At 70.1% G+C, this 12409-nt stretch carries 13 protein-coding genes; 10 read left to right on the top strand and 3 right to left on the bottom strand.

What is annotated here, in order from left to right:
* The first annotated feature begins 251 nt into the window (after positions 1-251).
* Positions 252-1457, top strand: a complete 1206-nt coding sequence (locus ACZ4S3_RS02525; protein ID WP_467924784.1) for a serpin family protein — start codon at positions 252-254, stop codon at positions 1455-1457.
* 13 nt (positions 1458-1470) lie between these two features.
* Here the strand turns inward: ACZ4S3_RS02525 and ACZ4S3_RS02520 are convergent, their stop codons facing one another.
* On the bottom strand, positions 1471-2277 hold the full coding sequence (locus ACZ4S3_RS02520; RefSeq protein WP_467924782.1) for a tyrosine-protein phosphatase: 807 nt from the start codon (positions 2275-2277) through the stop codon (positions 1471-1473).
* A 299-nt stretch (positions 2278-2576) separates the two neighbouring features.
* On the opposite strand from ACZ4S3_RS02520, the gene ACZ4S3_RS02515 reads away from it, so the two are divergent.
* Positions 2577-3377: an SGNH/GDSL hydrolase family protein gene (locus tag ACZ4S3_RS02515; RefSeq protein WP_467924780.1), complete on the top strand. Its 801-nt coding sequence runs from the start codon at positions 2577-2579 to the stop codon at positions 3375-3377.
* 78 nt (positions 3378-3455) lie between these two features.
* Here the strand turns inward: ACZ4S3_RS02515 and ACZ4S3_RS02510 are convergent, their stop codons facing one another.
* Positions 3456-3917, bottom strand: a complete 462-nt coding sequence (locus ACZ4S3_RS02510) for an ATP-binding protein (protein ID WP_467924778.1) — start codon at positions 3915-3917, stop codon at positions 3456-3458.
* Positions 3918-4053: 136 nt separating this feature from the next.
* On the opposite strand from ACZ4S3_RS02510, the gene ACZ4S3_RS02505 reads away from it, so the two are divergent.
* From ACZ4S3_RS02505 to ACZ4S3_RS02495, 3 genes are read left to right on the top strand one after another with little or no spacing between them, the layout of a single operon-like run.
* Complete coding sequence (locus ACZ4S3_RS02505) at positions 4054-4920, top strand: helix-turn-helix domain-containing protein (RefSeq protein ID WP_467924776.1); 867 nt, start codon at positions 4054-4056, stop codon at positions 4918-4920.
* A 6-nt stretch (positions 4921-4926) separates the two neighbouring features.
* On the top strand, positions 4927-5205 hold the full coding sequence (locus ACZ4S3_RS02500) for a DUF397 domain-containing protein (protein WP_467924774.1): 279 nt from the start codon (positions 4927-4929) through the stop codon (positions 5203-5205).
* Positions 5202-6107 carry an SAM-dependent methyltransferase gene (locus ACZ4S3_RS02495; RefSeq protein ID WP_467924772.1) on the top strand — a complete coding sequence of 302 codons (906 nt, stop codon included), beginning with the start codon at positions 5202-5204 and terminating at the stop codon, positions 6105-6107. Before ACZ4S3_RS02500 ends, ACZ4S3_RS02495 begins: the two co-directional genes overlap by 4 nt.
* A 12-nt stretch (positions 6108-6119) precedes the next feature.
* Here ACZ4S3_RS02495 and ACZ4S3_RS02490 read toward each other — a convergent pair whose 3' ends face one another.
* Positions 6120-7754 carry an FAD-dependent oxidoreductase gene (locus ACZ4S3_RS02490; protein WP_467924770.1) on the bottom strand — a complete coding sequence of 545 codons (1635 nt, stop codon included), beginning with the start codon at positions 7752-7754 and terminating at the stop codon, positions 6120-6122.
* A 247-nt stretch (positions 7755-8001) separates the two neighbouring features.
* On the opposite strand from ACZ4S3_RS02490, the gene ACZ4S3_RS02485 reads away from it, so the two are divergent.
* The 5 genes from ACZ4S3_RS02485 (at position 8002) to ACZ4S3_RS02465 (ending at position 12408) form a co-directional block, all read left to right on the top strand.
* Positions 8002-9123, top strand: coding sequence for a SchA/CurD-like domain-containing protein (locus tag ACZ4S3_RS02485; protein ID WP_467924768.1), 1122 nt, complete (start codon positions 8002-8004; stop codon positions 9121-9123).
* A gap of 61 nt (positions 9124-9184) precedes the next feature.
* Entirely contained in the window at positions 9185-9619 is a 435-nt protein-coding gene (locus ACZ4S3_RS02480) for a cupin domain-containing protein (RefSeq protein ID WP_467924766.1), read from the top strand.
* A complete protein-coding gene (locus ACZ4S3_RS02475; protein ID WP_467924764.1) occupies positions 9616-10884 on the top strand; it encodes a beta-ketoacyl-[acyl-carrier-protein] synthase family protein in 1269 nt (422 codons plus the stop codon). The genes ACZ4S3_RS02480 and ACZ4S3_RS02475 overlap by 4 nt, the downstream gene beginning before the upstream one ends.
* Positions 10881-12134 (top strand): ketosynthase chain-length factor, encoded by a 1254-nt coding sequence (locus ACZ4S3_RS02470; protein WP_467924762.1) that lies wholly within the window; start codon positions 10881-10883, stop codon positions 12132-12134. Before ACZ4S3_RS02475 ends, ACZ4S3_RS02470 begins: the two co-directional genes overlap by 4 nt.
* Before the next feature lie 16 nt (positions 12135-12150).
* Entirely contained in the window at positions 12151-12408 is a 258-nt protein-coding gene (locus ACZ4S3_RS02465; RefSeq protein ID WP_467924760.1) for an acyl carrier protein, read from the top strand.
* The last annotated feature ends 1 nt before the right edge of the window (position 12409 follow it).

Raw genomic sequence — 12409 nt, 5'->3', positions numbered from 1 at the left:
TCTTGCATATTACTTGCAATAGCTAGAGGTGTGCGATTGGTTGATCGGCTCCGTCCGGCATCGCTGCGCGGAAGTGCGCACTGACGGGCGATCAGATAGGGGCTGGTACTGTCCGGCCAGCGTTGATACCACTCGGCGATCCAGGCCTTGGCCAGTTCTCCGGTGAGTTCGCCGACGTAGATGATGGTGGCCGCCGAAGCTGGTGAAACAGGCGGTCGCCCACCACTGACATATCCGGGGGGATACGAACGATGATCGCCGCGACGACGGTACGGGCCGTCAACGACCTGACGGCCCGGTGGGCGCGGGAGGCGGTGGGGGAGCGGGGTACGGTGCTGACCGCCGCCGGCCTCTGGCCGCTGCTGGCGTTGCTCGCCGGGCCGGCGGCGGGCCCGGCCCGTAAGGAACTGGCTGATGCGATCGGCACGGATGCGGACGACGCCGTACGCGAAGGGTGCGCCTTGATCGCCGCGCTGGCCGCGGCGGACGGTGTCGACGCCGCGGTGGGCCTGTGGACCCGGCGCGCACTGGAGCTGCGCGCCGCATGGCTGGACAGCCTGCCACTGGACGTGCACGGCGAGCTGACCGGGGACTCGCCCGCGGACCAGGAGGCGCTGAATGCCTGGGCGCGGCGGCATACCGACGGCCTCATCGAGCGGATGCCCGTACAGGTCGACCCGAGCACCCTCTTCGTCCTCGCGAGCGCGCTGCTGGTGCGCACGACCTGGCAGGAACGCTTCCAGGACTTCCCGCTCGTGCCGGCCGAAGGGCCATGGGCCGGGCGGGAGTTGACCGGGCTGAGCCGCTCCGGCAACGACCCGGAGCGGCTGCGGGTGTACGACACCCCGGGGGGTGCGCTGACCGCGGCTCAGGTCCTGGGGGACAACGGCCTGGACGTCCATTTGCTGCTCGGCCCGAACGACATGCCGGGCGGTGAGGTGCTGCGCCATGGCGTCGCGGCGCTGGGCGGGGCGTATCCGGCGGCGTGCGGTACGGCGCTGACCGAGGGCGCCGGGCCGGGGGTGCGGGTGCGGACGGTGGCCAGCTGGGACGGTGCGCCGCAGCTGGACCTGGCGACGGCGGGCTTCACCGTCGATGCCGATCACGATCTGCTGGCGCGGGCGGGGCTGTTCGGCCTCGGCACGGCCTCCGATGCCTCGCGGGGGCACTTCCCCGGGATCAGTGAATGGCCGCTGGCGGTCACGTCCGCCCGGCAGACGGTCACCGCGACCTTCGGCGCGCTCGGGTTCCGGGCCGCTGCCGTGACGGCCATCAGCATGCGCTTCGGCTCGGCGATGAGCCCGCAGAAGCGGTCACAGGTGGTGTCGGCCACCTATGACCGGCCCTTCGGCATTCTCGCGGTCCACCGGGAGTCGGGGCTGGTGCTGGTCGCGGGGTGGGTCACCGACCCGGACGTCTGGGAGCACCGCCCGCCACGCCCGGGGGACAGCTGGTGAGCGGCCGGGCCGCTCAGTCGGTCAGCAGCTGGGCGCGCAGCCGCTCGCGGGTCGCGGGGGTCAGCTTGAGGCCGTCGGTGAGGTAGCTCTCCGTGGAGCCCCAGGTCTGCTCGATCGTGTCGAAGGCGGCCGTGAGGTAGTCGGTGTGCGCCCCGAACAACGGCGAGAGCAGATCCATGACCTCTTCCGACATCCCGACCGCGGAGTTGTCGCTGCGGCGGATCTTGTAGCGGCGGTGCGGGTCGTTGGACTTGAGGTAGTCCGCCTCGATGGCCTCCGGCTCCACCCCGACCGCCAGCAGGGTCACGGCTACGGACAGGCCCGCGCGGTCCTTGCCGGCCGCACAGTGCATCAGCGCGGGCACGCTGTCCTCGGCGAGCGCATGCAGCACCCGGCTGTGGTCTTCGGTGCGGGTGGTGATGATGTGGCGGTAGGTCGCGGCCATCCGGGCCGCGGCCTTGCCGTCACCGAGTGCGACCCGCAGCTGTTCCAGCCGGCCGTCGCGCACCATCGTCCAGAATTCCGCGCCGTCGGCCGGATCGGTGAGCGGGATGTTCACATTCCGTACGCCGGGGAGCGCGACATCGGGGCCCTCGAGCTTGATGTCCGCGGCGTTACGGAAGTCGAAGACGGTGTGCAGCCCGAGGCTGCCGAGGAATGCGGCATCCGCCTCGGTCGCATGGGCGAGATGGCCGCTGCGGAAGAGCCGCCCCTGACGTACCCGACGCCCGTCCACGGTCGGCAGTCCGCCCACATCACGGAAGTTGCGGACCTCCGCGAGCTCGGACCGGTCCTGCGGGACCTGCGGCGTCTGCGTCACGGGCGCTCCTTTTGTTCGGCCGCCGGCGCCTGTCGTCGACGCGGCGGGACAGCTTCGACGATACGACGACGATACGACATTGATGCATGGGGCAATCGGGCGGCAACAGTGCCGACGTGTGACTCTTCCCGGGCCCGCTCATGGATCGCTCGTGACCGCTCATGGAGCGATGGTGAAGCAGTTTGTGATCGTTCATTATTCCCACTTGAGAAGAATTTGACCTGGTGGCATTAATCACCTCCCGTCAACCCCTGGTTACGGTGGCGTAAGTCACTTCTCAAGGTGAAGTATGTCCTGACGTGGCAGACGATTCGAAGAACATCAACAGCGGCGCCGGTGGCGCCATCGGGTCGTACGCAGCCGTCGGGGACAGCTTCACCGAGGGGGTCGGGGATCCCGGCCGTGACGGGGCGTACATCGGTTGGGCGGACCGGCTAGCGGTTCTCCTGTCGGACCAGCGGGAAGAGGGGGACTTCCGCTACGCGAACCTTGCCGTGCGGGGGCGGCTGCTCGATCAGATCGTCGAGGAGCAGGTGCCCCGGGCGAAGGAGCTCGCCCCCGCGCTGGTGACATTCTGTGCCGGCGGCAATGACATCCTGCGGCCGGGCTCGGACCCGGACGCGGTGGCCGACCGTTATGAACGGGCGGTCGCCGACCTGCGGACGTCGGTCGGGGCGGTGCTGCTGTGCACCGGATTCGACACCCGCGGGGTACCGGTGCTCAAGCATCTGCGCGGCAAGATCGCGACGTATACGGCGCACGTGCGGGCCATCGCGGACCGGCACGACTGCCCGGTGCTGGATCTGTGGTCGCTCAAGTCGGTGCAGGATCGCCGGGCGTGGAGCGATGACCGGCTGCATCTGTCCGCCGACGGGCACACCCGGGTGGCGTTGCGCGCGGCACAGGTGCTCGGGCTCACCGTGCCGGCCGACCCGGACCAGCCGTGGCCCCCGGAGGCGGAGCGGTCGGCCGCCGAGGCCCGGCGTGACCACATCCACTGGGCGCGTGAACACCTCGTCCCGTGGATCGGGCGCCGGCTGCGTGGCGAGTCATCCGGCGACCATGTCGAGCCCAAGCGGCCCGATCTGCTGCCGCTGTAACGGACCGGGCGGCCGCCGGGCGCGACTGCCGTACGGCATGACTGAGGCCCCGGTCTCCGCGGACGGCGGACCGGGGCCTCAGTGTGCCGCGGTGGTGTACGGCAGATCCGCCCAGACGATCCGGCCCCGGCCGTCGTCGTCGTGCCGCGTTCCCCAGCTCTCCGACAGTGCGCCGACGAGGAACAGCCCGCGTCCGCACTCCTTGTCCACGCTGCCGGGCTGGACCTGTGGTGCGGAGGTGCCGGCGCCGCCCTCGTCCGTGATCTCGATGCGGATGTAGGACCCCAGGAGGGTGACCTCGCAGCCGACCTTCTCGCTGTCGGTGTGCCGTACCGCATTGGTGAACAGCTCGGAGACCACCAACTCCACGTCGTCGCGGACTTGTTGGTCCGCGCCCCATTCACGCAGCAGCGCGATGACCCGTCTGCGCGCCTCGGGGACCGAGGTGCGCAGGGCCGGCAAATGGAACGCGTCCTGGGGCTGCTCGGCGGCAAAGCCGCATCGGCGCCCTAATGAAGGAGCGTTTTTGGAGGAAGCCACGACGTAACTATGTGCGATGTTGGTCACCGATGGCAAGGATCATTCTGTAATTTGCAGAATCGCATATGCAGTCTGTTCGTCCACCTGACGGCATGACACACTGCTGACCACATAAGTCAGTTGGAGGGGATCAGGCGTGGTGGACCCACGTTCGGCCGGAGCGCCGACCGTCCTGCGGGTGGTGCTCGGAAAGCGGCTGCAGGACCTGCGCGAGAAGGCGGGACTGTCCTTCGAACAGGCCGCGCGGGCCCTCGATGTCACCCACGCCACGATACGGCGGATGGAAAAGGCCGAGGTCGGCCTCAAGATCCCCTACGTCGAGAAGCTGCTGGCGACCTACGGCGTCATCGACCAGGAGGAGATCGACGGCTTTCTCTCGCTCGCCCGCGAGGCCAACAAGCCCGGCTGGTGGCACCGGTTCCGTGACGTACTTCCCGAATGGTTCAGCGCGTTCGTCAGCCTGGAGAGCGAAGCCCATCTCATCCGGGCCTACCAACCGCACTACATCCCCGGCCTGTTGCAGACCGAGGACTACGCCGCCGCCGTCCTGCGGGCCGGTATGCCGCACGCGCCCGCAGCGGACATCGACCGCATCGTGGCGCTGCGCATGGAGCGGCAGTCGCTGCTGACCCGCGAAGGGGCGCCGATGCTCTGGGCGGTGATGGACGAGACCGTCCTGCGGCGGCCGATCGGCGGCTCCCAGGTGATGCGCGACCAGATCACCCGGCTGATGGAGGCCACCGCACTGCCGAACGTCCGGCTGCAGGTCATTCCCTTCGCCTCCGGCCCGCATCCCGCGATGTACGGGCCGTTCCATATTTTCCGCTTCCCGATCCCGGAGCTTCCGGACATCGCGTACACGGAAAGCCTTGTCGGAGCTGTGTACTTCGACCAGCGCAACGACGTCTCGCAGTTCCTGGAAGCCCTGGACCGGATGTGTGCGCAGGCCGCGCCGGCACACACCACCAGGGCCATTCTGGGTGGCTTTCGCAAGGAGATCTAACCCCACATGGATCGCATACGTATCTACAACGGCATGCCCGCCAATGAACTGGGCAACGAGGGCTGGCACAAGCCGTGGAGCGGCGGAAACGGAGGCGAGTGCGTCGAGGCCATGCGGCTGACGGACGGCCGGGTGGCCCTGCGCCAGTCCACCGACCCGAACGGCCCGGCGCTGATCTACACCCATCACGAGATGGTGAGCTTCATCGAGGGAGCGAAGGCCGGGCACGCCGACTTCCTGCTCACCGCGGCACCGTGCCGGCGCGCGGAGCGGAGGACGGCATGAACGCGAAGGACTTCCCCCAGGAGGCGGCCGGCGCCGAGGTCCCGGAGATCGGACCGTACGTCCAGGGGCCGGAACACTCCGGCTTCGCGGCCGAGGAGATCGACACCAGCAGGCCGCACCCGGCCCGGATGCACGACTACTTCCTCGGCGGCTGGGACAACTACGAGGTCGACCGGGAGGCCGGGGACCGCGTCCTGGAGATGCACCCCCAGATCCGCGACAGCGCCATCGCCAACCGCGCGTTCCTGGGACGGGCCATCCGCGCACTGGCCGGCGACGGCATCCGCCAGATCATCGACATCGGCACCGGCATCCCGACCTCGCCCAACACCCATGAAATGGCCCGCGAGGCCGCATCCGACACCGTTGTCGTCTACGTCGACAACGACCCGATCGTCGCCACTCATGCCTGGGCCCGGCTCACCAACACCGAACGCACCGAATTCGTGCTCGGCGACCTCCGCGATCCCGCATCGATCCTCGACCACCCCGCCGTCCGCGCGCTGATCGACTTCGACCGGCCGGTGGCGCTGGTGACGAGCATCGTCCTGTCCTTCATCCAGGACACCGACAAACCGGCCGCCCTCGTCGCCGCCCTCGCCGAGGCGCTGCCCGCCGGCAGTCACCTTGTGCTCTCCCACGCGACCTACGAACCCTACGAGGCGTACGAGGACGGACGGGTGGACGAGGTGAAGCGCACGGCGGTGGAAGAGGTGTACAAAGGGTCCGCCGCCCCGCTCAACCTGCGTGCAAAGGCCGAAATCGCCTCGTTCTTCGGGCCGTTCACCCTGCTCGAGCCGGGACTCGTACGGGTCCCGCTGTGGCGGCCGGACGGCACGGTGCCCAGCGCCGAAGAACTCAACAACAACGTCTTCTACGGCGGAGTGGGCCGCAAGGACTGAGCCCGGCGGCCGTCAGCCCCGGCAGAGGACCGTCCCCAGCACCGCATCGAGCTCCGCCTCCGGGGCGGCCACCATGCCGGCCGACCGCCACGCCACGAACCCGTCCGGGCGCACCAGCACCGCGCCCTCGGGTGCCGTGCCGTGGATCTCGGCCCAGTCGGCGCCCTTTTCGGGTGCCAGATCGTCCTCGGGACGGGTGCCGATGCTGTAGGCGGGCAGGTCGAGGGACCAGCGCTCGGCGGCGTTCGCGGCGGCGGTGCGCCAGGCCTCGCCGTCCGGGCCGGTGAGCAGGACCAGGGACTGCTCGTACAGATCCAGGGTCGACAGCCGTACCCCGGCGCGCTGGAGCCACATGTGGGGGGCCCGGGTGCCGGGGGCGCCGGTCAGCTGCATACGGGCGGGCACGACCGGGAGTTCGGGGTCGGCGCCGGCCACCGCGCCGCGCGGATAGCTGTAGCCGAGGGCGACGGTCAGGACGCCGCTCTGCCGGCCGCCGCCCGCGCCGGGGGCCGCGGAATAGCCGGGGTGGCTGTGTTCCGCGGAGCGGGCCGAGGCACGGGCGCTGGTCGCGCGGGCCACCGGCTGGCGCTCCGACTCATAGGTGTCCAGCAGGCCGGGACCCGCCCAGCCGTTGACCACGGCAGCGAGCTTCCACGCCAGGTTGTGGGCGTCCTGGATACCGGTGTTGGAGCCGAACGCGCCCGTGGGGGACATCTCGTGGGCCGAGTCGCCGGCGAGGAAGACGCGGCCGGCCGCATACCGCTCCGCGACGCGTTCCGCCGCGTGCCAAGGTGCTTTGCCGGTGATCTCGATGTCCATGTCCCGTACGCCGGTCGCCCGGCGGATGTGGTCGATGCACCGCTCGTCGGTGAAGTCCTCCAGGGTTTCGCCCCGGTCGGGGTGCCAGGGAGCGTGGAAGACCCACTCCGCCGCGTTGTCCACCGGGAGCAGGGCGCCGTCGGCCTCGGGGTTGGTCAGATAGCAGGCGATGAACCGGCGGTCGCCCACCGCGGCCGCGAGCGCGGGCGCCCGGAAGGTGATGCTCACGTTGTGGAACAGGTCGCCCGGACCCGTCTGGCCGATGCCCAGCAGCTCCCGGGAGGGGCTGCGGGGACCGTCCGCCGCAATGAGGTAGTCCGCGTGGACGGTGGTGTGCTCGCCGGTGTCGCGGTTCTTGACGACCGCCGTCACGCCCTCGCGGTCCTGGTCGAAGGAGAGCAGCTCGGTATGGAAACGCAGATCGCCGCCGTGTTCGCGGGCACAGCGCACCAGGACCGGTTCCAGGTCGTTCTGGCTGCACAGACACCATCCGGCAGGACTGAAACGGGCCAGCCCGCCACCCGGGTCGATCTCCTTGAACAGCCACTCCTGCTCCTCGCCGGTCAGCGACGGTGCCTGCAGGATGCCGTGATTGTCCGCCAGTACGGACGCGGCCTCACGGATGCGCTCTTCGGCGCCGGCGACCCGGTACAGCTCCATGGTGCGGACGTTGTTCCCCCGGCCGCGTGGGTGCCGTGACGTATCGGAATGCTTCTCGACCAGCATGTGCCTCACGCCCAGGCGCCCCAGGAACAGTGAGGCGGACAGCCCCACCAGGGAACCGCCCACCACAAGTACCGGAACCCTGTCCTCGACCGTTGCGTTCATTGCCTGCTCCAGCTCGGCGCCGCCATGGAGCTGGAGTTTCCCCGGTCGGTGAAGCGTTCGATCATAGTTCACCCGCATGGCTCACAGATATCGCGCGCCCCGGGGACCCCCGCCACGATCGATTCCGGGACGGCCACCCCCATCAGCGGGGCCGGTCGTCCCCGTACGCCGGGTCAGTACCCGGAAAACCTCCGGAACTGACGACGCACCACAGGAGCCAGCTCGCTCCGAGGGAGATGCGTAGACGATGACTACAGTGTCGGAACGAATATCGCAGTCCGCGTTCGACGGCTCGAGACTCCGGGTCGTCCTGATGCTGGACCTCCACGACGGCGCCCAGCAGCGCTTCCTCGAAGCCTACGAGCACCTGCGCAACCAGGTGGCCTCCGTCCCCGGTCACATCAACGACCAGCTGTGCCAGTCCATCGAGAACCCCTCGCAGTGGCTGATCACCAGCGAGTGGGAGAGCGCACCGCCGTTCCTGGCCTGGGTCAACAGCGAGGAACACGTCGAGATGGTGCAGCCCCTGCACGGCTGCGTCCGCAACACCCGCTCCCTGCGCTTCAGCGTGCTGCGGGAGACCTCGAACCTCGCCACCCACGCCCCCGACCTGCCCAAGGGGAGGCTGCAGGCCTCACCCCGGCTCGGCGACGGTGTGGTCCGGCACGCCCTGACCTTCACCGTGAAGCCGGGCAGCGAGTCGATGGTCGCCGAGATCCTGGCCGGCTACAGCTCCCCGCAGGCGCAGGTCGACGACACCACCAGGCTGCTGCGCACCTCGCTGTTCATGCACGGCAACCGCGTCGTGCGCGCGGTCGAGGTGCAGGGCGATCTCGTCGCCGCGCTGCGCCATGTGTCGGAGCAGCCCGAGGTCAGGGCCGTCGAGGAGGCCATCAACCCCTACCTGGAACAGGACCGGGACCTCACCGACGCCAACTCCGCCCGCGTCTTCTTCACCCGGGCCGCGCTGCCCGCCGTGCACCACATCGCGCACGACGGACCGGAGCCCCCGGACGCCCGGCGGCACGCGCTGTACTACCCGGCCAGGGAAGGCTGTGGCATGGCCCTGGCCCGGATGCTGGCCCGGCAGGACGAGCTGGCCGCGGACGACCCCGCCTGCCCGATCGAGGGCAGCACCATCTTCCAGCGCGACGACGTCGTCGTCCGGCTCATCGCGCTGCGGGCCGCCATCGACGACTGCGAGCCCGACCTCATCATCGGCGTGCGCGGTCCCCGCAAGCGGGGCGTCTTCAAGCGCCTGATGGACACCGACGCGGCCGGCGGTCTGACGACCGACCGGGAGCTGGCGCACTTCCTCGCGCGCTCCGACATGGACCTGATCACCGACCGCCGGGCACAGGACTCCTGATCGCGCATCCGGCCGTCCCAGGCCCCCCACCCGTCGGCCCTCGTACCTGGAGGAATCAGCCATGACCACGCACCGCCCACGCATCGTGGACCTCAACGAGACCAAGCCCAACCGCCGGCGCGGAGGTGACCTGCGCGCCATGCTGACACCCACCGCGGTGGGCGCCACCAGCGGCTTCATGGGCATGGCACTCGTCCAGCCCGGGGAGCGCATCGGCGAGCACTACCACCCGTACTCCGAGGAATTCGTCTACGTCGTGAGCGGCGCGCTCGAAGTGGACCTCGACGGCGAGCCGCACCCGCTGCGGCCGGACCAGGGCCTGCTGATCCCCCCGTATCTGCGGCACCGCTTCCGCAATGTCGGCGACGTGGAGGCCCGGATGGTCTTCCACCTCGGCCCGCTGGCCCCGCGCCCGGACCTGGGCCACGTCGACACCGAGGAGACGGACGGCGGCGCGCCGACGGGCCCACCCGAACGTACGGAGCCGGTGTCATGACGCGCCGGGTAGCGGTGACCGGCGTCGGGGTCGTCGCGCCGGGCGGCGTGGGAGTGCCCGCCTTCTGGGACCTCCTGTCCTCGGGGCGCACGGCGACCCGCGGCATCACCCTCTTCAACCCGGAGGGCTTCCGTTCCCGGATCGCCGCCGAGTGCGACTTCGACCCCGCCGCCCACGGCCTGGGCCCGGAACAGGTGGCCGAGCAGGACCGGTACATCCAGTTCGCGATGGTCGCCGCCGCGGAGGCCGTACGGAACGCGGGCCTGGACACCGGGATCGAGGACCGCTGGCGCATCGGCGTCTCGCTGGGCACCGCGGTCGGTGGCACCACGCGCCTGGAGCACGACTACGTCGCCGTGAGCGACACCGGTCGGCGCTGGGATGTGGACCACCGGCCGGCCGGCCGCCATCTCCAACGGGCGTTCTCCCCCAGCTCGCTCGCCTCCGCGGTGGCGGAACAGATCGGCGCCCACGGCCCGGTGCAGACCGTCTCCACGGGCTGCACCTCCGGCCTCGACGCCATCGGCTACGCCTTCCACTCCATCGAGGAGGGCCGGCTCGACGTCTGCATCGCGGGCGCCTCGGACTCGCCGATCTCCCCGATCACGGTGGCCTGCTTCGACGCGATCAAGGCGACCTCCGCGAACAACGACGACCCCGTCCACGCCTCCCGGCCGTTCGATGCCAACCGCGACGGATTCGTCATGGGGGAGGGCGGCGCCGTCCTCGTACTGGAGGAGCTGGAACACGCCCGTGCCCGCGGTGCCACCGTGCACTGTGAGATCCGTGGCTACGCGACATTCGGCAACGCGTACCACATGACCGGGCTCACCCAGGAGGGACTGGAGATGGCCGAGGCGATCAATCGCGCACTCGGTCACGCCAGGATCGACAGTTCACAGATCGACTACGTCAACGCGCATGGCTCGGGCACCCAGCAGAACGACCGGCACGAGACCGCCGCCGTCAAGAAGTCGCTGGGTGAGCACGCTTACCACGTGCCCATGAGCTCCATCAAATCCATGGTGGGCCACTCGCTCGGCGCGATCGGGGCGATCGAGATCGTCGCGTGCGTGCTGGCCCTGGCCCACCAGGTCGTCCCGCCGACGGCCAACTACGAGACACCCGACCCCGAATGTGACCTCGACTACGTACCGAAGACGGCGCGCGAACTGCCGCTGCGGTCCGTGCTCTCGGTCGGCAGCGGGTTCGGCGGTTTCCAGTCCGCGGTGGTGCTGACCAGACAGGGTGGGAGGGCACGATGAGCTCTCTGCAACAACGTCGTTCCGTCGTCACGGGTATCGGTGTCATCGCCCCCAACGGGGTGAGCACCGAGGCCTTCTGGAAGGCGACCATCGAGGGCATGAGCGTCCTCGACCTGGTCACCCGGGAAGGGTGCGAGAACCTGCCGCTCAAGGTCGCGGGCGAAGTCCGCGACTTCGACCCGGCGGTGCTCATCGAAGAGCGCTACCTGGTCCAGACCGACCGGTTCACGCACTTCGCCATGGCCGCGGCCAACCTCGCGCTGGACGATGCCCGGCTGGGCCGCGCCGACTACAACGACTCACCGTTCGCGGTGGGCGTCGTCACCGCGGCCGGCTCCGGCGGCGGTGAGTTCGGCCAGCGGGAACTGCAACACCTGTGGGGCCAGGGCTCCAAGCACGTCGGCCCCTACCAGTCGATCGCCTGGTTCTACGCGGCCAGTACGGGCCAGATCTCCATCCGCGGCGGCTTCAAGGGGCCCTGCGGCGTGGTGGCCAGCGACGAGGCCGGCGGGCTGGACGCGCTGGCGCACGCGGGCCGTACGATCCGGCGCGGCACCGACGCCGTCGTCGTCGGCGCGGCCGAGGCGCCGCTCGCCCCGTACTCGGTGGTCTGCCAGCTCGGGTACGACGACCTCAGCAAGGTCGAGGACCCCTACCGCGCCTACCGTCCCTTCACCGACGCCGCCTGCGGCTTCGTCCCCGCCGAAGGCGGAGCCATGCTGGTGGTCGAGGAGGAGGCGGCGGCCCTCGACCGCGGGGCGGAAGTCCGCGCCGTGGTGGCCGGGCACGCCGCGACCTTCACCGGAGCCGCCCGGTGGGAGGAGTCCCGTGAGGGGCTGGCGCAGGCGATCCGCGGCGCGCTGGAGGACGCGCGGTGCGCCCCGGAAGAGGTCGACGTGGTGTTCGCGGACGCGTTCGGCGTGCCGGCGGCCGACCGCGCCGAGGCCCTGGCCATCGCGGACGCGCTGGGCCGGCACGCCTCCGCCGTACCGGTGACCGCGCCCAAGACCGGCACCGGCCGGGCGTACTGCGGCGCCCCCGTCCTGGACGCGGCGGCCGCGGTGCTTTCCATGGAGCACGGCGTCGTGCCCCCTACCCCCAACGTCTACGAGGTGTGTCACGACCTCGATCTGGTCACGTGCTCGGCCCGCCCGGCCGAGCTGCGGACGGCGTTGGTGCTGAGCCGGGGACTCATGGGCTCGAACGCGGCGCTGGTGCTGCGTCACGGCCCCTCCGGGTCCCCCTCGTGAGAAGGAGAAACCCGTCATGATCGCTGAACTGACCTTCGACGAGCTGGCCTCGCTGATGAAATCGGCCGCCGGCCTCACCGTCGACCCGAAGGACTTGGCGGGCCGGCCCGACGCGACCTTCGCCGACTTCGGCCTGGACTCGCTCGGCCTGCTCGGCATCGTCGGCGAGCTGGAGAACCAGCTGGGCCGGCCACTGCCCAACGACGCCGAGCGCAGCAGAACTCCCCACGACTTCCTCGACCTCGTCAACACCGTGCCTACGACAGGAGCCTGAC

It is taken from the genome of Streptomyces sp. NPDC028368, assembly GCF_055565615.1.
The sequence above is the reverse complement of the archived record's forward strand: the minus strand, read 5'-3'. Positions and strand labels throughout refer to the sequence as shown.